The 19,324-nt window shown below is 64.3% G+C and carries 17 protein-coding genes; 3 read left to right on the top strand and 14 right to left on the bottom strand.

Annotated features, from left to right (window positions below; translation table 11 throughout):
• On the top strand, nucleotides 1-1,344 hold the full coding sequence (locus tag FJ943_RS03940) for a phospholipase D-like domain-containing protein (protein WP_015315186.1): 1,344 nt from the start codon (nucleotides 1-3) through the stop codon (nucleotides 1,342-1,344).
• A 62-nt stretch (nucleotides 1,345-1,406) separates the two neighbouring features.
• Here FJ943_RS03940 and recQ read toward each other — a convergent pair whose 3' ends face one another.
• Nucleotides 1,407-3,242 (bottom strand): DNA helicase RecQ, encoded by a 1,836-nt coding sequence (gene recQ / locus FJ943_RS03935; protein ID WP_140719900.1) that lies wholly within the window; start codon nucleotides 3,240-3,242, stop codon nucleotides 1,407-1,409.
• Nucleotides 3,243-3,479: 237 nt separating this feature from the next.
• On the opposite strand from recQ, the gene FJ943_RS03930 reads away from it, so the two are divergent.
• Nucleotides 3,480-4,901, top strand: a complete 1,422-nt coding sequence (locus tag FJ943_RS03930) for a coniferyl aldehyde dehydrogenase (protein ID WP_140719898.1) — start codon at nucleotides 3,480-3,482, stop codon at nucleotides 4,899-4,901.
• A gap of 144 nt (nucleotides 4,902-5,045) precedes the next feature.
• Here FJ943_RS03930 and FJ943_RS03925 read toward each other — a convergent pair whose 3' ends face one another.
• The 8 genes from FJ943_RS03925 to uxaC form a co-directional block, all read right to left on the bottom strand.
• Nucleotides 5,046-5,384, bottom strand: a complete 339-nt coding sequence (locus tag FJ943_RS03925) for a cupin domain-containing protein (RefSeq protein WP_140616587.1) — start codon at nucleotides 5,382-5,384, stop codon at nucleotides 5,046-5,048.
• 10 nt (nucleotides 5,385-5,394) lie between these two features.
• Nucleotides 5,395-6,159 carry a 2-dehydro-3-deoxy-D-gluconate 5-dehydrogenase KduD gene (kduD, locus tag FJ943_RS03920; protein WP_140616586.1) on the bottom strand — a complete coding sequence of 255 codons (765 nt, stop codon included), beginning with the start codon at nucleotides 6,157-6,159 and terminating at the stop codon, nucleotides 5,395-5,397.
• Nucleotides 6,156-7,007 (bottom strand): 5-dehydro-4-deoxy-D-glucuronate isomerase, encoded by an 852-nt coding sequence (kduI, locus tag FJ943_RS03915; protein ID WP_140616585.1) that lies wholly within the window; start codon nucleotides 7,005-7,007, stop codon nucleotides 6,156-6,158. The genes kduD and kduI overlap by 4 nt, the downstream gene beginning before the upstream one ends.
• A 22-nt stretch (nucleotides 7,008-7,029) precedes the next feature.
• The gene (locus tag FJ943_RS03910; protein ID WP_140616584.1) at nucleotides 7,030-7,803 is read right to left on the bottom strand and encodes a FadR/GntR family transcriptional regulator; all 774 of its coding nucleotides are present in this window, start codon (nucleotides 7,801-7,803) and stop codon (nucleotides 7,030-7,032) included.
• 114 nt (nucleotides 7,804-7,917) lie between these two features.
• Nucleotides 7,918-9,198, bottom strand: coding sequence for a TRAP transporter large permease (locus tag FJ943_RS03905; RefSeq protein WP_140719896.1), 1,281 nt, complete (start codon nucleotides 9,196-9,198; stop codon nucleotides 7,918-7,920).
• A gap of 3 nt (nucleotides 9,199-9,201) precedes the next feature.
• Nucleotides 9,202-9,726 carry a TRAP transporter small permease gene (locus FJ943_RS03900; protein WP_041163297.1) on the bottom strand — a complete coding sequence of 175 codons (525 nt, stop codon included), beginning with the start codon at nucleotides 9,724-9,726 and terminating at the stop codon, nucleotides 9,202-9,204.
• A gap of 62 nt (nucleotides 9,727-9,788) precedes the next feature.
• Nucleotides 9,789-10,766 (bottom strand): TRAP transporter substrate-binding protein, encoded by a 978-nt coding sequence (locus FJ943_RS03895; protein ID WP_140719894.1) that lies wholly within the window; start codon nucleotides 10,764-10,766, stop codon nucleotides 9,789-9,791.
• A gap of 33 nt (nucleotides 10,767-10,799) precedes the next feature.
• On the bottom strand, nucleotides 10,800-12,212 hold the full coding sequence (gene uxaC, locus FJ943_RS03890) for a glucuronate isomerase (protein ID WP_181174486.1): 1,413 nt from the start codon (nucleotides 12,210-12,212) through the stop codon (nucleotides 10,800-10,802).
• A gap of 151 nt (nucleotides 12,213-12,363) precedes the next feature.
• On the opposite strand from uxaC, the gene FJ943_RS03885 reads away from it, so the two are divergent.
• Nucleotides 12,364-13,872, top strand: a complete 1,509-nt coding sequence (locus FJ943_RS03885) for a mannitol dehydrogenase family protein (RefSeq protein WP_181174485.1) — start codon at nucleotides 12,364-12,366, stop codon at nucleotides 13,870-13,872.
• 168 nt (nucleotides 13,873-14,040) lie between these two features.
• Here the strand turns inward: FJ943_RS03885 and FJ943_RS03880 are convergent, their stop codons facing one another.
• The 5 genes from FJ943_RS03880 to FJ943_RS03860 form a co-directional block, all read right to left on the bottom strand.
• Complete coding sequence (locus FJ943_RS03880; protein ID WP_140719892.1) at nucleotides 14,041-14,448, bottom strand: F0F1 ATP synthase subunit epsilon; 408 nt, start codon at nucleotides 14,446-14,448, stop codon at nucleotides 14,041-14,043.
• A gap of 112 nt (nucleotides 14,449-14,560) precedes the next feature.
• Nucleotides 14,561-16,156, bottom strand: a complete 1,596-nt coding sequence (gene atpD, locus FJ943_RS03875) for a F0F1 ATP synthase subunit beta (protein ID WP_181174484.1) — start codon at nucleotides 16,154-16,156, stop codon at nucleotides 14,561-14,563.
• A 70-nt stretch (nucleotides 16,157-16,226) separates the two neighbouring features.
• A complete protein-coding gene (locus FJ943_RS03870; protein WP_015315172.1) occupies nucleotides 16,227-17,111 on the bottom strand; it encodes a F0F1 ATP synthase subunit gamma in 885 nt (294 codons plus the stop codon).
• A 46-nt stretch (nucleotides 17,112-17,157) separates the two neighbouring features.
• Nucleotides 17,158-18,687 carry a F0F1 ATP synthase subunit alpha gene (atpA, locus tag FJ943_RS03865; protein ID WP_015315171.1) on the bottom strand — a complete coding sequence of 510 codons (1,530 nt, stop codon included), beginning with the start codon at nucleotides 18,685-18,687 and terminating at the stop codon, nucleotides 17,158-17,160.
• The gene (locus FJ943_RS03860) at nucleotides 18,687-19,247 is read right to left on the bottom strand and encodes a F0F1 ATP synthase subunit delta (RefSeq protein ID WP_015315170.1); all 561 of its coding nucleotides are present in this window, start codon (nucleotides 19,245-19,247) and stop codon (nucleotides 18,687-18,689) included. The genes atpA and FJ943_RS03860 overlap by 1 nt, the downstream gene beginning before the upstream one ends.
• Between the last annotated feature and the right edge of the window lie 77 nt (nucleotides 19,248-19,324).

Raw genomic sequence — 19,324 nt, 5'->3', positions numbered from 1 at the left:
ATGCGCGCTGCCGGTCTCGTGGCGTTCCTGAGGGGCGCGAAGCCAACGCGGTTGGATCGAAAATTCAGCCCGCTGCTCAAGGGATTAAGCTATGTGGCCGTTGCGGTTGTCGCCGGTCTGGCCACGTTGGCGGCCATAAACCTGACCCCTGAACCGCGGGTTTTGCGGACGATTGTCCCGCATCGCTTCGACGCATCGGATCCGCAGTTCGCGAGGTCGATGAGCAGCTACTCGCTGGGACAGATGTCAAACGCGAACGCGGTGCAGACCCTTGTGAACGGCGACGAGATTTTTCCTTCGATGCTCCAGGCGATCGGCGCGGCCCGGTCCACCATCGATTTTGAGACCTATATCTATTGGTCTGGGGCCGTTGGATATGAATTCGCACAAGCCTTGGCGGCCAAGGCGCGGCAAGGTGTCGAGGTCCGGGTGCTCGTCGACTGGGTCGGCAGTCTGCCTTTCGATGAAAACTTGATCCATATCATGACAGGAGCCGGCGTGAGGTTCCAGCGCTACCGGCCGATCCATTGGTATACGTTGGACCGCGTGAACAACCGGACCCATCGCAAACTGCTCATCGTCGACGGACGGGTGGCCTTTACGGGCGGCGTCGGCATCGCCGACAAATGGCGGGGAGACGCCCGCAATCCGGATGAATGGCGCGATACGCACTATCGGATCGAAGGGACCGCCGTGCCTGCTTTCCAGGCAGCCTTTGCCGAAAATTGGTTGGAGACGACCGGTGAGACATTGCAGGGTCGGAAGTTCTACCCTCCGCCCGAACCGGCGGGGTCGCTCGGCGCCCAGCTGATACTTTCTTCGCAGCCAAATGGCTCGGAGAACATGGAATTGATGATGCTGGCCGCGATAGCCGCCGCGAGGGATCACCTGCGAATCGGAATGGCCTATTTCGTCCCCGACGACATCGCCCTCCAGCAGATCCTGGACGCCAGGAAGCGAGGCGTGTCTGTCGATGTGATCGTTCCGAATGCGCTCACCGACGTGCCTTTGGTTCGGAAGGGCTCGCGCTATTTCTGGGGCGACTTGCTTAGGGCTGGAGTGCGTATCTACGAGTTTCAACCCACCATGTATCATCCCAAGCTGCTGATCGTTGACGACATCTGGACGAGCTTTGGTTCCACCAATCTGGACGAACGCTCCTTGCGGCTGAACGATGAAGCCAGTCTGAACGTCTACGGCAGGGATTTCGCGAACACGCAGATCGACCTGTTCAACCAAGACCTTGGGAGATCCCGGCAAGTTACCCTGGCCGAATGGGAAGCGCGTCCCCTGCGGGAAAAAATTTCGGACTGGCTGGCCAGCAGGCTGCGCTCCCAACTTTGATGGCCTGGCTTTTACTGCTCATTCGACCAGCCTGATCAGCCCTACCGCTCGCCATCAAGCTTTCAATCAGGCTGTTGCGCGGCGATCGCGGCCAGGAAAACCGCGCCGAACTCCTTGAGCTTGGCCCCTCCCACGCCATTCACTTCGGCAAAGGCGTCGAGGTCGCGCGGGCGGCGGTCGGCCATGTCGATGAGCGTGCGGTCGGAAAACACCACATAGGCCGGGACCTGTCGCTCCTTGGCGAGCCGTAGCCGCAGCGACTTGAGCGCCGCCAGCAGCGAAGCATCGACGCCCTCGGCTCCGGCGGCGGCGCCTTCCCCGGAACGCTTCCTGCCGCGCGCCAGAGGGTCCCGCGTCTCGACGCGATACTGGAATGCAATCTCGCCACGGCCGAGCGCGCGGCCGCTTTCGGAGATGGCGAGACCGCCATGGCCCTCGGGATCCGGCATCAGGAACCCGCCGGCCACCAGTTGCCGGACCAGCGACAGCCACACTGTCTTCCTGTGCGCGGCGCCGGTGCCGAAACTGCTGAGTGTTTGATGAGCTCTCGCCAGCACCTTCTCGGTCTCGTGGCCAAGCAGGATATCGATGACATGGGCCGCGCCGAAGCGCTCGCCGCTCTCTGTGACCGCCGCCAGGATCTTCCGCGCTTCGGCACTGCCATCGGCGCGCGGCGCCTGGTCGAGGCAGTTGTCGCAATTGCCGCAGGCCTGGGCCTCTTCGCCGAAATAGCCGAGCAGCACCTGGCGGCGGCATTGCGCCGTCTCGCAATAGCCGATCAGCGTGTCGAGCCGGCGGTGCGACCGCCTCTTGTGCTCTGACGAGGCATCCTCGTCGTCGATGAACAGCCGGCGCATGCGGATGTCGCCAAGGCCGTAAAGCATATGCGCCTCGGCCTCGCGTCCGTCGCGGCCGGCACGGCCGATTTCCTGATAATAGGCTTCCAGGCTGCCCGGCATATCGGTGTGGAAGACAAAGGCGACATCAGGCTTGTCGATGCCCATGCCGAACGCGATGGTTGCCACCATGACGACGCCGGACAAGGTCATGAAGGCGTTCTGATTGGCTTCACGCGCCTCCTTGCTCATGCCGGCGTGGTAGGCGAGCGCGGTGACACCGTTGCGCTTCAGAAAGGCCGCCATCTCTTCCGTTTTCTTGCGCGACAAGCAATAGATGATGCCGCTCTTGCCCGCATGGCGCTCGATGAAGCCGAGCAGCTGGCGCTTGCTGTCCTGCTTGGGCGCGATGGCCAGCTTGATGTTGGGCCGGTCGAAACCGAGCACCAGCGTTTCGACCTGCTCGGCGAACAGGCGGGCGGCGATGTCGGTACGCGTGCTCTCATCGGCAGTCGCCGTCACCGCGATGATCGGCACATTGGCAAAGATACCGCGCAACCGGGACAGATCCTCATATTCGGGCCGGAACGCCGGACCCCATTGCGAGATGCAATGCGCCTCGTCGATGGCGATCAGGCTGACGTGGAGCCTGGAAAGGGCGCCCAGCATGCGCTCGGTCATCAGCCGCTCCGGCGCCAGATAGAGCAGCCGCGTCTGGCCAGATGCCACACGGCGCCAGGCCGCGACATTGGCCTCGCGGTCGAGCGAGGAATTGATCGTATCGGCCGCCACGCCGGCAAGCCGCAGCGCCGCGACCTGGTCCTGCATCAGAGCCACCAGCGGCGAGACGACGAGGGTGAGCCCGCCCAGAACCAGCGCCGGAACCTGGTAGCAGAGCGATTTGCCCGCGCCCGTCGGCATGACGGCCAGCACATGGCGCCCGCCAAGCACTGTATCGATCACGTCGGCCTGGCCGGGGCGGAAATCGTCGAAGCCGAACACCTCCTTCAGGACGCGCCGCTTGGGATCGTCGGCCCTGATACCCGCCGCCTTCGCCGGCATCAGGCCGCCACCTGGCGGCAAGTGATTTTTCGCGTACGGGAGAGATCGGGCAAGATGGTCAAGGGCGACTCCTTGTGAGGCCTTGGAGTAGCCCACCGCTCATCCCATCACAACAGCCCCTTCAATGCCCTCGGCAACACCGCCGGCACCGCCTTCCCCTGCGGCACACGCACCCCTGATGGATTCCGCCGCGTTGCGATGTAAGCTTGCCCTCGCCGATACGCCACGGAGGGCGCGATGCTGCAGGTGAGACAGGATTTGCTGGGCGAGCGGTTCCGGCTGCAGCGCGCCGCCTTCAAGGCACAACCCTTTCCCGACCTTGGCGCCCGCAAGGACCGGCTGAGGCGCCTGCTGGCGCTGACCGAGCGGCACGAGACTGAAATCTGCGCTGCGATCGATGCCGACTTCGGCGGCCGCTCGGCGCATGAGACCCGCCTGGCCGAACTGTTCGTCGTGCGCGCCGGCATTCGCCATGCGCTCGCCCATGTCGGCGGCTGGATGCGGGAGCGCCGCGTTGCCACCACCTTGCCGTTTCTGCCAGGCCGGAACCGCCTCGTGCCGCAGCCGCTCGGGGTCGTCGGTATCGTGTCTCCCTGGAATTATCCTTTTCAGCTCGCCGTCGCGCCGGTTACGGCCGCGCTTGCCGCCGGCAACCGCGTGCTGGTCAAGCCTTCCGAACTGACGCCTGCTTTTTCCGGGCTGCTGACCAGGCTGGCTGGCGAACATTTCGCCCCGGATGAACTCAGCGTCATCGCCGGCGATGCCGATACGGGGAAAGCCTTCGTCTCGATGCCGTTCGATCATCTGCTGTTCACCGGTTCGACGGCGGTCGGACGCCAGGTTGCGATCGCCGCCGCCGCCAACCTGACCCCGGTCACGCTCGAACTCGGCGGGAAGTCGCCGGCGATCCTCGACCCCTCCTGCGATCTTGACACCGCGGTCGCCAGCGTCGCCTATGGCAAGCTGTTGAATGCCGGGCAGACCTGCATCGCGCCGGACTATTTGCTGGTGCCGAAGGGACAAGCAGGTACGGTCGCCGCGAAGCTCGCGATCGCCATGGCGCGGCTCTACCCCTCGTTGCGCGACAACCCCGACTATACCGCCATCATCAGCGATCGGCATTACCAGCGTCTGCGCGCCATGATCGTGGAAGCCCGCGACGCGGGTGCCGATGTCACCGAAATCAACCCGGCCGGCGAAGACCTCGGCAATGCGGGCCGGAAGCTTTTGCCAACCCTGGTCAGCAACGCCGGCCCGGACCTAAGGCTGATGCGCGAGGAGATTTTCGGCCCGGTGCTGCCGATCGTCGAATACGCCACGCTCGACGACGCGATCGCTTATGTGAACAGCGCCGAACGGCCGCTGGCGCTCTACTGGTTCGGCAACGACGGCGGCAACCGCCAGCGCATCCTGCGCGAGACGGTCGCCGGCGGAGTCACCATCAACGACTGCATGCTGCATCTGGTGCAGGAGAACCAGCCCTTCGGCGGTGTCGGCGCCAGCGGCATGGGCGCCTATCACGGCGAATGGGGTTTCCGCACCTTCAGCAAGGAGAAACCGGTCTTCCTGCAGTCGCGCTTGAGCGCGGGGAGCCTTCTGCGGCCACCCTATGGCAAGACGTTCGAACGGCTTTTCGGCCTGCTCAGGCGCATCACCTGACGCGCATTAAGTCTATCTTCACCATGATGCGGCAGCTTTCGCACCCTGCGGTGATGTTTTGAGTACCGCGGCGCCATTGGCGCCCAGGCAACAACCCGCGCTTCCCTGGAGGCGCGGGTTTTTCGTTGGCCGAGCAATCGTCGGTCAGGCGAGGAAATCGGCGCGGTGCGGCGTAAAACTGTCGACCAGCCGCCCCGCCTCGAGCGCCTTGACGCCGTGCACCAGGCCGGACGGCACGATGAAGCTGCCGCCGGTCTCGACGATTTCGGTCCGGCCGTCGATGGTCACCTCAAAACGGCCTTCGGCTACATAGCTCGCCTGCACATGCGGATGCGAATGCAGGGCGCCGACACCACCCCTATCGAAACCGAATTCGACCATCATCAGTTCGTCGGTGGTGAGGAGAACCCGCCGGCGATTGCCGTCCGGGGTCGGCGTCCAGGCACCCTGGCCGGCATGCGCGAAAATCTTCGGCTCGGTCATCGTCTTCTCCTCATCGCGCCAGCCATCCCCCATCCACCGGCACCACCGCGCCATGCATGTAGTTCGAGGCCGGCGCCAGCAGGAAGACGGCGGCATCGCCAATGTCTCCGGGCTCGCCCCAGCGGCCGGCGGGAATGCGCCCGAGGATGGCCGCGCTGCGGTCGGGATCGGCGCGCAGCGCCTGCGTGTTGTTGGTGTCGATATAGCCCGGCGCTATGCCATTGACGTTGATGCCCTTCGCCCCCCACTCGCAGGCGAGCAGCCTGGTGATGCCGAGCACGCCATGCTTGGACGCCGTGTAGGACGCGACGCGGATGCCGCCCTGGAAACTCAGCACCGAGGCGATGTTGACGATCTTGCCCTGGCGTCCACCGGCAAGGAGGCGCCGCGCAAAGGACTGACACAGCAGGAAGACGGACTTCAAATTGACGTCGATCACGTCGTCCCAGTCGGCTTCGCCGAGATCGATGGCATCCGCGCGCCGGATGATGCCGGCATTGTTGACCAGCCCGTCGATCGGACCGTTTTGATCCCAGACGCGGTCCAGCATCGGTCCGACTGCTGCCGTGTCGGCAAGATCGATGCTCACCGCCTCGAATTGGCCGCCCACAGCGCCTACCTTGCTCGCGGTATCGTCCATCGATGAGCGGCCGACGCCGATCACGGCGCCACCGGCGCGCGCGATCGAGATGGCAATGCCTTGGCCGATGCCGGTGTTGGCGCCGGTCACCAGGATGCGCTTGCCGGCCAGGCTGAAGGCGGAGAGGTCGCTCACCGCAGCATGTCCATCGCCACCGGATCGACATCGGTGTAGTCGACATTGTCGCCGGCCATCGCCCAGATGAAGGCATAGTTGGACGTGCCGGCGCCAGAGTGGATCGACCAGCCCGGCGACAGCACCGCCTCCTCGTTGCGCATGACGATGTGGCGTGTCTCGTCCGGCTCGCCCATGAAGTGGAAGACGCGGGCCGCCTCGGGCAGGTCGAAATAGAGATAGGCCTCCATGCGCCGGTCATGCACATGGCACGGCATGGTGTTCCAGATCGAGCCCGGCGCCAGCTGGGTCATGCCGACGACGAGCTGGCAGGTTTTTGTTCCCCCGGCATGGATGAACTGGAAGATCGAGCGCTCGTTGCAGGCCTCCTTGCTGCCGAGATCGAGGCGCTTGGCGTCATCGAGGCGGATCAGCCGGCTGGGATGAGGCTGATGCGCCGGGGCGCTGAGCAGATAGAACTTGGCGGGGTCGTTCCTATCAGCAGAAGCGAAGGAAACCGTGTCGGTGCCCATGCCGAGATAGAGCATGTCGCGCGCCCGCAGGTCGAAGGACTGGCCGCCGGCTTCGATCGTGCCGGCACCGCCGATGTTGACGGCGATCAATTCGCGCCGGTCGAGAAACCCCTTGGTGCCGGTCGGCTTGATCGCTTCCAGTGGCAATGCCGTTGCCGCAGGCACGGCGCCGCCGACGATCATGCGGTCGTAGTGCGTGTAGGTCAGGCTGATGCGCCCGGGCTGGAAGAGATCCTCGATATGGAAATTATGGCGCAGCTCATCCGTTCCCATGGCGGCGGCGGCCGCCGGGTCGATGGCGAAGCGCGATGTGTAGTCGGTGTGGTTCTGGCTCATTTCTGTCCTGGCTTTCGGTGGATCATTCGCCCGCGGCCGCCTTGACCGAGCTGGCGTAGTAGGCCTGCCGCGCCTGCAGCCGCTCGCGGTAACGCTGCTGGCTGGCGCCGAGATGGGTGCGCATCGCCTCGCGCGCGGCTTCGGCATCGCCCGCCGTGATCGCGTTCAGGATCACCAGATGCTCGCGCTGCAGCCCGCGCTGGTAGCTGTCGGACTGCGCCAGTTCGGTCGACCAGGGCGAGGTCACGTCGCACGGAATGGCGCGCCGGCCGAGCACGTCGAGCATCTCGACATAGAAGGGGTTGTTGGTGGCGCTGGCGATGGCGCGATGGAAGGCGAGGTCGGCCGGACCGGTCGGCTGGCTGCCGAGCAGCAGCCGCTCGAACTCGAAGAAGGCTTCCTGGATCGCCGCCTCCTGCGCGGCGTTGCGACGGATGGCAGCGAGCCCAGCCGATTCGATCTCGATCGCCAGCCGCACCTCGAGCACGTTGAGCGCGACCGAATCCTTGGCTCCCATGTCGGCGGCGAGCGCCCCGAACATGGTCGAAATATGCTCTGTGACGAACACCCCGGCGCCCTGCCGCGGCTCGACCAGACCGTCGGCGGCAAGCTTGGCCAGCGCCTCGCGGATGACGGTTCGGCTGACGCCGAAGGTTTCGGTCAGCTGGCCCTCGGTCGGCAGCTTGTGGCCGGGCGGGATCTCGCCCGCCTGCAACTGCTTGCGGATCGCCCCCACGACGGTTTCCGACAGCTTGGGTTTTCTCTCGACCCTGAGGTCGTTTGCGGTATCGGACACCTCGGTGACCTCCTAGTGCAATTCCACGAAAAGTGCGTAGCGGCTTTCCGCCTGGAATTGCGTAAACACAAAGAGTTAGAGCGGTTCAACGATTCTAACGATCGCCGAACCGCTCTAATGGAACAGGCCCGGCAGCCACAATGAGATTTCCGGCACATAGGTGACAAGCATCAGCACGGCGAAGGCGGCGCCGTAGAATGGCCAGATCGAGCGCATCGCGGTCCAGATCGGAATTCGCCCGATGGCGCAGCTGACGAACAGAACAGCGCCGACCGGTGGCGTGCAAAGCCCGATGCCGAGATTGAGGATGAGGATCACGCCGAAATGCACGGGATCGACCCCATAGGCCATGACGACAGGCAGGAAGATCGGCGTCGTGATGATGATCAGCGGCGACATGTCCATGAAGGTGCCGAGAATGAGCAGGACGACGTTGATCAGCAGCAGGATCACCAGCTTGTTGTCGGACACCGACTGCAGAAAGGCGACCAGTGCCGCCGGTACCCTAAGATAGGCGAGCAACCAGCCGAAGGCCGCCGCGCAGCCGATGATCATCAGCACCATGGCCGTGGTGCGCACCGACGCCGTCGTCGCCGCGACGAAGTCGCCCCAGCTCATCGAGCGGTAGATGATCAGCGTCACCAGGAAGGCGTAGACGATGGCGATGCAGGAACTCTCGGTCGCGGTGAAGACACCGGACCTGACGCCACCGAAGATGATGGCGATCAGGATGAGCCCGGGAATGGCGGCGACAAGCAGTTGCAGGGCCCGGCCGAAGCCGGCGAAAGGCTCCGTCGGATATCCCCGGCGGCTGGCGACCCAATAGGCCGTTGTCATCAGCGACAGCGCCAGCAGCAGACCCGGCAGCACGCCAGCCGTGAACAGGTCGGCGATCGAGATACGGCCGCCGGCGGAGATCGAATAGATGATCATGTTGTGGGACGGTGGAATGAGAAGCGCGATGATGGCCCCGACCGAGGTGATGTTGACGGCATAGTCGACGCCGTAGCCGCGCGCCTTCATCTGCGGGATCATCAGGCCGCCGACCGCCGACGCATCCGCCACCGCCGAGCCGGAGATGCCACCGAACATGGTCGATGCGGCGATGTTGACCTGCCCCAGGCCGCCGCGCAAATGACCGACCAGGGAGCCTGCCAGCGCGACCAGCCGCGCGGCGATACCACCTCGCACCATCAGGTCTCCGGCGAAGATGAAGAACGGGATGGCCATCAGCGAAAAGACGCTGACCCCGGAATTCAGCCGCTGGAACACCACGACCGGCGGCAAGCCAAGCGTGAGGATCGTGGCAAAGCTGGCGACGCCGAGACAGAAGGCGATCGGCGTGCCGATGATCAGCAGGAACACGAAGGTGCCGAAGAGGACGATCAGGGCCATGGTTCAGGGCTCCTCGCCGGTTGCATGGATGTCGGCGTCGACGGGCAGGCCGGCAAAGCGCCCGGCCAGCCGTTCCAGCGAAAACAGACAGACCAGCGCCCCACCCAGGATGACCGGCAGGAAGCTGACGCCGCCCGGCAGGGCAAGTGACGGCATGACCGTGTTCCAGGTCAGCCTGGCCAATTGCACGCCATAGACGATCATGCCGGCGCCGAAGGCCAGCACGACAAGGTCGGAAATGCTGCGCAGTACCGCCTTGGCCGAAACAGGCAGGACATAGAGCAGCACGTCGAAGCCGAGATGGGTGCGTTCGCGCACGCCGACGGCGGCGCCGAGAAAAATGAACCAGCCCATCAGCAGAACCGAGAAGGATTCCGTCCAGCTCGGCGAACGGTTCAGCACATAACGCGAGAAGACCTGCCAGAAGATGATGATCGTCATCAGCGTCAGGCCGGCGCCGCTGATCCAAAGCGCCAGCCTGGCAAGCCCTGACAGGACCCGCTCCGCACCCAGCCAGAATCCTCGCATGGCGGACGCGTCCGAAGGCAGCGCGGGGGCCTCCGCGCTGCTCGATCCATTGCCCCTGCCGTTCATTTCTCGGCCTGTATGCGGGCGGCCAGGTCCTTCAGTTCGGGCGTCGACAAGTACTTGTCGTAGACGGGCTTCATCGCGTCGATCAGCGGCTGTTTGTCGATCTCGCTGACCTTGACGCCCGCGGCCTCGACGATGCCGCGCGACTTCTTCTCCTGCGCGTCCCACAGTTCGCGCATCTTGACGACGCTGTCCTTGGCTGCCTGGCGCACGATCGCCTGGTCTTCCGGCGAGAGCTTGTCCCAGCTTGCCTTCGACATGACCAGCACTTCCGGCACGATCTGGTGTTCGTCCATCGTGTAATGCTTGGCCACTTCGTAGTGCTTGGCGGATTCGAAGCTCGGCCAGTTGTTTTCGGCGCCGTCGATGACGCCGGTCTGCAGCGCCGAATAGACTTCGCCATAGGCCATCGGCGTGGCGTTGGCGCCAAGCGCGTTGACCATGTCGACGAACACATCGGACTGGATGACGCGGAACTTCATGCCTTTCATGTCCGCCATCGAGGTAATGTCCTTCTTGGTGTTGTAGAAGGACCGAGCACCGGAATCGTAGAAGGCGAGGCCGACGAGATCATGCGCCTCGAACGCCTTCAGGATCTGGTCGCCGACAGCGCCGTCCATGACGTGCCGCATGTGCTCGACGGAGCGGAACATGTAGGGCAGCGACGGCACGGCGGTCTCCGGCACGATGCCGTTGAACGGTCCCATCGAGACGCGGTCGAGGTCGATGACGCCGGCCTGGGTCTGCTCGATTGTGTCCTTTTCCTCGCCGAGCTGCGCCGAGTGATAGACCTCGATCGAATAGCGGCCGGCGGTGCGCTGCTTGATCAGGTCGCCCATGTACTTGACCGCCTCGACGGTCGGGTAGCCGTCCGGATGGGTATCCGAGGATCGCAGCACGGTTTCGGCGTTGGCAGCGCCGATCAGCAGCGAACCGATGGCGAATGTCGCCGCCGTCAATTTCGAAAAATGCAACATGACTTCCTCCCTTTGAAAATCGAAACGCCCGGCTCAGAGCCGGTACGCATTCTTGGCAAGCGTGTAGGCAAGCTCCTTCGCGAGTTCATGCGCCTCGTCCTCACGCAGCCTGTGCTCGGCGACGAGACGCGCCAGGAACGCACAGTCGACCCGCCGCGCCACGTCGTGGCGGGCCGGTATCGACGGAAAGGCGCGAGTGTCGTCGTTGAAGCCGACCGTGTTGTAGAAGCCGGCGGTCTCGGTGGTCATCTCGCGGAACCGGCGCATGCCTTCCGGGCTGTCGTGGAACCACCAGGCCGGCCCGAGCTTCAGCGCCGGATAGACGCCGGCCAGCGGCGCCAGTTCGCGCGCGTAGCTGGTTTCGTCCAGCGTGAACAGGATGACGGTCAGGTCGCGCTCAAGCCCGACGCAGTCCAGTAATGGCTTCAACGCCGTGACATAGTCGGTCCGGGTCGGGATATCGAAACCCTTGTCCCTGCCGAATTTCTGGAAAGCAGAAGCCGAATGATTGCGCATGGAGCCGGGATGGATCTGCATGACCAGCCCGTCGTCCCGGCTCATCTTGGCCATCTCGGTCAGCATCTGCGCGCGAAACAATTTTCGCTCGCGCTCATCCTGCGAGCCGGCGCGAACCCGGTTGAACAGCTCCTGCGCCGCCGCATCGGAAAGATTGGCGGTCTCCGCCGTGGGATGACCGTGATCCGACGAAGTCGCGCCGAAGCTCTTGAAAAAGGCGCGCCGCTGGCGATGTGCGTCGAGATAACCGGCCCAGGTCCCGGTGTCGCAGCCGGTGATCTCGCCGAGCCGATCGAGATTGGCCGAAAAGCCTTCGAATTCGGGATCGACGACGGCGTCCGGCCGATAGGCGGTGACGACACGGCCCTCCCAGCCGCTGTCGCGGATCATCTGGTGCCATTTGAGATCGTCGAGCGCGCCTTCGGTGGTCGCGATGACCTCGATGTTGAAGCGCTCGAACAGCGCGCGAGGGCGGAAGTTCTCCCACTGCAGCAGCGTTGCGATCGTATCGTAATGGCGGTCGGCGGTCGCGGCGCTCAACGGCTCTTCGATGCCGAACAGATGCGCAAGGACATGGTCGAACCACAACCGGGTCGGCGTGCCGCGGAAGAGATAATAGTGTTCGGCGAACAGCCGCCAGATAGCTCTGCCGTCGGTCTCGACGGGCGCACCATCAAGGGTCGGCACGCCGAGAGCCTCCAGCCGCACGCCCTGGCTGAACAGCATGCGAAAAATATAGTGGTCCGGCACGATGAGCAGTTGCGCGGGATCGGGGAACGGCTCGTTCAGCGCATACCAGCGCGGGTCGGTATGGCCGTGCGGGCTGATGATGGGCAGGTCCTTGATGCCGGCGTAGAGGGCGCGGGCAATCGACAGCTGACGCGCCTCGGCTGAAAACAGCAAATCCGCATTGGTCAGTGCCACGGCCATCCTCCGGCTCCATGGGTAGGATCGGTCAGAAATAATGTCAACATACAAAAATCGGATTGTTGTATGATGACTCCTAGGCAAAGCTGAGCATTGTCGGCGGACGCCGTCAGTGTTACCCCGCAAATCGTTCCACGAGATGAGTGCCGAACCGATGACAGACCGCCGCCTTTCCAACCGCATGGCGCAGGCATTGCCGGCCAAGGTCGCCGCGCCTCGATATGATCGTGGCGCAATCACGCCGGGCATCGTGCATCTGGGCGTCGGCGCCTTTCACCGCGCCCACCAGGCCGCTTATATCGATGAATGCCTGGCGGCCGGAGAAACGGACTGGGGCATATCAGGCGTGTCGCTGCGCAGCGCGGAAACGCGCGACGCGCTGGCGCCGCAGGACGGGCTCTACACCTTGGCTGTGCGCGGCAGCGGCGGCGAGAAGCTGCATGTCATCGGCTCGATCGGCTCGCTGCTGGTGGCGCCGGAAGACCCGGAAGCGGTGCTGGCGGTGCTGGCCGATCCGCGTACCCGCATCGTGACGCTGACGATCACCGAGAAAGCCTATTTGCGGGCGGCCGGCGGCGGATTGGACGCAGCGCATGCCGACATCGTCCACGACCTGGCCAATCCGCGAACACCGAAGACGGCGCATGGTTTTCTGACCGAAGCGCTCGCCCGGAGGCGGGGCGCTGGCACCCCGCCCTTTACCGTGCTTTGTTGCGATAACCTGCCGGCCAACGGCGCCACCTTGCACCGGCTGCTGATCGAATTCGCCACGCTGCGCGATGCAAGTGCCAGTTCGGCGGGCAATGCCGGAATGGCCGACCACATCGCCAGTCACGTCGCATTTCCCTCAAGCATGGTCGACCGCATTGTGCCAGCCACGACCGACGCCGACAGGGCGCGGATAGCGGGCGAACTTGGTATCGACGACGCCTGGCCCGTGATGACGGAACCCTTCCGCCAGTGGGTGATCGAGGACGATTTCCCGACGGGCCGTCCGGCCTGGGAAAAATTCGGCGTCACCATGGTTGGGGATGTCGCTCCCTTCGAGGACATGAAGCTGAGGCTGCTCAACGGCGCGCATTCGGGCATCGCCTATCTCGGCCTGCTCTGCGGCCACGCGACGGTCGACAGTGCCTTCGCCGATCCGGCGATCCGGCTGTTCGTCGACGCGCTATGGCAAGAGGCCATAACAACATTGCCGGACGATGCCGGCCTCGACCCATCAGCCTATACCGCCGAGCTTGCCGAGCGCTTTTCGAACACGGCACTTGCCCACCGCACGGCGCAGATCGCCAATGACGGCAGCCAGAAACTGCCGCAGCGCATTATCGCCTCGGCTGTCGAGTGCCTCGAAGCCGGCACCGAGCTGGTCCATCTCACGCTGGTGGTGGCTGCCTGGATCGCCGCCTGCGCGGCGCGCGGAAAGACGTTGCCGGAAGGCCATTTCACCGATCCGCTCGATGCGCCGATGACCGCGCTTTTGGACCAGCAGCTGCCGGCGAATGAAACCGCGACAGCGGTGTTTGACATGGCCGGCTTCGCCCGGGATCACGCCGAGCGCCAGACGCTGATCGAACTCGTGGCCGTCCATCTCGTCCACCTGCGACGAGACGGCCCGACTTTGGCCTTCGCCGCGCTCGGCATAGAAGCCGAAGGACAGTAAGGCGCGAGCGGTACAGAACCTTGATGTCGGCGGCGCAGCGCCCCCTCTGTCCTGCCGATGTCGCGCAACTCCGGCACCGCCGCCACATCAACTCTCACGCCATAATGTCCCGACAAACAAAAAAGCGGGGCAATGCCCCGCTTTCAATCCGTTGTCCCGCGACGCGTTTCAGGCCGGCAGGATCGCGCCTTCCAGCGTGGTGAGCTGGCTAAGGAATTGTTCGGCCTTGCCGCGCGCCTGGTCGTCCTTGGCGTCGGCAGCATCTTCCCTGGCTTCCTGGATGCGGCGGGCGAGATCGGCGCGGTCGACATCCTTCACCGCGACAGCCGATTCCGCCAGCAGCGTGCAGCCGGCCGGGACGATGTCGGCGAAGCCGCCGAACACGACATAGCGTTCTTCGCTGCCCGAGGCGCTCTTCACCGTGACGACACCCGGCTTGATCGTGGTCATGACCGGTGCGTGATGAGCCATGACGGTCATCTCGCCTTCGGCGCCTGGAATAACGACGGATTCGACCTCGGCGGAAACCAGCAGGCGTTCCGGGGAAACCAGTTCGAACTTGAAAGCTTCAGCCATGTCAATTTAGTGAGTAGGGAATAGTGAGTAGGAAGTAGGGCGAGAGAACAACTATCCGACTCGCCCAGCTGCTATTCACTACTGACTACTGACTACTCCCTATTCGCTTTATTTACGCCGCTTCTGCCGCGAGGCGCTGTGCCTTCTCGACCGCTTCCTCGATGCCGCCGACCATGTAGAAGGCGGCTTCCGGCAGGTGGTCGTAATCGCCGTTGCAAAGGCCCTTGAAGCCCTTGATGGTGTCGGCGAGGTCGACCAGCTTGCCCGGCGCGCCGGTGAACACTTCGGCGACGAAGAAGGGCTGCGACAGGAAGCGCTCGATCTTGCGGGCGCGGGCCACGGTCTGCTTGTCCTCTTCCGAGAGCTCGTCCATGCCCAGGATGGCGATGATGTCCTGCAGCGACTTGTAGCGCTGGAGGATCGACTGCACCTGGCGGGCGACGCTATAATGCTCGTCGCCGACGACCAGCGGGTCGAGCATGCGCGAGGTCGAGTCCAGCGGATCGACGGCCGGATAGATGCCCTTCTCGGCGATCGAACGGTTCAGCGTCGTCGTCGCGTCAAGGTGGGCGAACGAGGTCGCCGGCGCCGGATCGGTCAAGTCGTCGGCCGGCACGTAGATCGCCTGCACCGAGGTGATCGAGCCCTTGGTGGTGGTGGTGATGCGTTCCTGCAGCGCGCCCATGTCGGTGGCGAGCGTCGGCTGGTAGCCCACGGCCGACGGGATGCGGCCGAGCAGAGCCGACACTTCGGAACCCGCCTGCGTGAAGCGGAAGATGTTGTCGACGAAGAACAGCACGTCCTGGCCCTGGTCGCGGAAATATTCGGCGACCGTCAGGCCGGTCAGGCCGACACGGGCGCGCGCGCCCGGCGGCTCGTTCATCTGGCCGTACACCAGCGCTGCCTTGGAGCCTTCACCGCCGCCCTTCTTGTTGACGCCGGATTCGATGAACTCGTGATAGAGATCGTTGCCTTCGCGGGTGCGCTCGCCGACGCCGGCGAACACCGAATAGCCGCCATGTGCCTTGGCGATGTTGTTGATCAGTTCCTGGATCAGCACGGTCTTGCCGACGCCGGCGCCGCCGAACAGGCCGATCTTGCCGCCCTTGGCGTAAGGCGCCAAGAGGTCGAGCACCTTGATGCCGGTGATCAGGATCTGGGCTTCCGTCGACTGCTCGACATAGGTCGGAGCCGGCTGATGGATCGAGCGCATTTCGATTGCGTCGACCGGGCCTTCTTCGTCGACCGGCTCGCCGATGACGTTGATGATGCGGCCGAGCATGCCTGGGCCGACCGGCACGGTGATCGGAGCGCCGGTGTCGCGCACTTCCTGGCCGCGCACCAGGCCTTCGGTGGAGTCCATGGCAATGCAGCGCACGGTGTTTTCACCCAGATGCTGGGCAACTTCGAGCACCAGGCGGTTGCCGACATTGGTCGTCTCGAGCGCGTTCAGGATCGCCGGCAGGTGATCGCCGAACTGCACGTCGACAACGGCGCCGATGACCTGGCGAACCTTGCCGACAACGCCGGTGGCTTTCGTGGCCATGGCCTGCGTCTTGGCGGCCACGGCCTTGGCCGGCGCCGCTGCTGCCTTGGCCGGAGCAGCCTTTGCCGCCGCTGCCGGAGCCCTGGCCGCTTTCACTGGGGCTGCTGCCTTGGGGGCTGCCGCCTTCGGAGTTGTCTTCTGGGGGGTCGCTGCTTTCGCCATCGTCTTTACCCTTTTCGTCCTTTGTTTCTCACGCGGTCCGGTTCGCGGGACAGTCACCCGCGGACCGCGCCTAGAGCGCCTCGGCGCCCGAAATGATTTCGATCAGTTCCTTGGTGATCTGCGCCTGCCGCTGGCGGTTGTAGGTGATCGATAGCTTGTTGATCATCTCGCCGGCGTTGCGCGTCGCATTGTCCATGGCGCTCATCTTGGCGCCCATTTCGCCGGCGGCGTTTTCGAGCAGCGCCCGGAAAACCTGCACGGAGATGTTGCGCGGGATGAGGTCGGAGAGGATTTCGCCCGGCTCCGGCTCATATTCATAGACGGCGCTGCCGCCATCCACCGCCGCGGCCGGAGCCGAAGCGGTGCTGGCCGGGATGATCTGCTGCGCGGTCGGGATCTGGCTGATCACCGACCTGAACTGCGAGTAGAACAGCGTGCAGATGTCGAAGGCGCCCTCGTTGAAGAGATGGATGACCTTCTTGGCGATCGCATCGGCATTGACGAAGCCGAGCGTCTTGACCTCGCGCAGATCGACACGGTCGATGATCATCGATGCATAGTCGCGGCGCAGGATGTCGAAGCCCTTCTTGCCGACGCAGATGATCTTGACCTGCTTGCCGTCGGTCAGAAGCCGGCGGATGTGATCGCGGGCAAGACGGGCGATCTGCGAATTGAAGCCGCCGCACAGGCCGCGCTCGGCGGTGCAGACCACGAGCAGATGCACGGCGTCCTTGCCGGTGCCCGTCATCAGCGCCGGGGCATCGCCGCCACCGCCGATCGCCTGGGTGATGTTGGCCAGCACGGAACCCATGCGCTCCGAATAGGGGCGCGCCGCTTCCGCCGCCTCTTGCGCACGGCGCAGCTTCGCCGCGGCGACCATCTGCATCGCCTTGGTGATCTTCTGCGTCGCCTTGACCGAGGCGATACGGTTACGAAGGTCTTTTAATGAAGGCATGCTTCAAACCTGATCCCGTCTTGTCTCATCCGGACTGGCGCTTCGCTCAGGCGAAGGTCTTGGCGAAGGCGTCGATCTCGGCCTTGAGCTTGGCGCGCAGATCGTCCGAAAGCGCCTTTTCCTTGCGGATGGCGTCGAGAACGTCCTTGCCCGCCGCACGCATGTGGCTGAGCAGGCCGTGCTCGAACTTGCCGACCTGGTTGACCGGCAGCTTGTCGAGATAGCCGTTGACGCCGGCGAAAATCACCGCGACCTGCTCTTCCGTCTTCAGCGGCGAGAACTGCGGCTGCTTCAGGAGTTCGGTCAGGCGCGATCCGCGGTTGAGCAGGCGCTGCGTGGCGGCGTCGAGATCCGAGCCGAACTGCGCGAAGGCAGCCATTTCGCGGTACTGCGCGAGCTCGCCCTTGATCGAGCCGGCGACCTGCTTCATCGCCTTGATCTGCGCGGCCGAGCCGACGCGGCTGACCGACAGGCCGACGTTGACGGCCGGACGGATGCCCTGGAAGAACAGGTTGGTTTCGAGGAATATCTGGCCGTCGGTGATCGAGATCACGTTGGTCGGGATATAGGCCGACACGTCGTTGGCCTGCGTCTCGATGATCGGCAGGGCGGTCAGCGATCCGCCACCCAGATCGTCGTTGAGCTTGGCGGCGCGCTCGAGCAGGCGCGAGTGCAGGTAGAAGACGTCGCCGGGATAGGCTTCGCGGCCCGGCGGGCGGCGCAGCAACAGCGACATCTGGCGATAGGCGACAGCCTGCTTCGACAGATCGTCATAGCTGATCAGCGCATGCATGCCGTTGTCGCGGAAATATTCGCCCATGGTGCAGCCGGCGAACGGCGCCAGGAACTGCATCGGCGCCGGGTCGGAAGCGGTGGCGGCGATGATGATCGAGTATTCGAGCGCGCCGCGCTCTTCCAGAACCTTGACGAACTGCGCGACGGTCGAACGCTTCTGGCCGACGGCGACGTAGACGCAGTAGAGCTTTTCCTTTTCCGGGCCGTTGTCGTGCACCGACTTCTGGTTGAGCATCGTATCGAGGATGATGGCGGTCTTGCCGGTCTGGCGGTCACCGATGACCAGCTCGCGCTGGCCGCGGCCGACCGGGATCAGCGCGTCGATGGCCTTGAGACCGGTCGACATCGGCTCGTTGACCGATTTGCGCGGAATGATGCCCGGCGCCTTGACGTCGACACGCTTGCGTTCGGTCGCCTTGATCGGCCCCTTGCCGTCGATCGGGTTGCCGAGCGCGTCGACGACGCGGCCGAGCAGGCCGGGGCCGACGGGAACGTCGACGATGGCGCCGGTGCGCTTGACGATGTCGCCTTCCTTGATGTCGCGGTCGGCGCCGAAGATGACGACGCCGACATTGTCGGCTTCGAGGTTGAGCGCCATGCCGCGGATGCCGCCGGGGAACTCGACCATTTCGCCGGCCTGGACATTGTCGAGGCCATAGACGCGGGCGATACCGTCACCGACGGACAGCACCTGTCCGACTTCGGAGACCTCGGCCTCCTTGCCGAAATTCTTGATCTGGTCTTTCAGAATTGCGGAAATTTCCGCGGCGCGGATGTCCATCAGCCGACCTCTTTCAGTGCAAGCTTGAGCGAATTGAGTTTGGTTTTGAGCGACGTATCGATCTGGCGCGAGCCCATCTTGACCACCAGCCCGCCGAGCAGCGACGGATCGACGGTGACGGAAATGGTCACGTCCTTGCCGGCAACGCCCTTCAGCGCCGCCTTGAGTTCGGTCTGCTGGGCCGCGGTCAGCTCATGAGCCGACGTCACGTCGGCGGCGGCCTCGCCACGGTGTTCAGCGGCGATCTGGCGGAATGCCTTGATCATGCCGGGCACCGCGAACAGGCGGCGGTTCTTGGCGACGACGCGCAGGAAATTGCCGGTCAGGCCGGTGATGCCGGCCTTGTCGGCGATCGCCCCGATGGCCTTGGCCTGGTCCTCGCTGGAGAATACCGGGCTGTTGATCAGCCGGGTCAGGTCGGCACTGCCCGCGAGCATGGCCTCGAAACTGGTGAGGTCGGCCTCGACCTTGGCCACGGAATTTGCCTGCGATGCCAGTTCGAACAGCGAACCGGCATAGCGTTCTGCGACACCTGAGATTGGCGATGACGATTGAGCCACGGACCGTCTTTTCTCTTGTCTGACAGGCCGCAGATTGTTGGCGCGAGCAAAAACTCTGGCTAAATCTTTGACCTTAC

Origin of the sequence: Mesorhizobium sp. B2-3-10 (assembly GCF_006442275.1) — a bacterium.
GTDB classification, from domain to species: domain Bacteria; phylum Pseudomonadota; class Alphaproteobacteria; order Rhizobiales; family Rhizobiaceae; genus Mesorhizobium; species Mesorhizobium australicum.
This window is presented reverse-complemented; position numbering and strand designations above follow the sequence as displayed.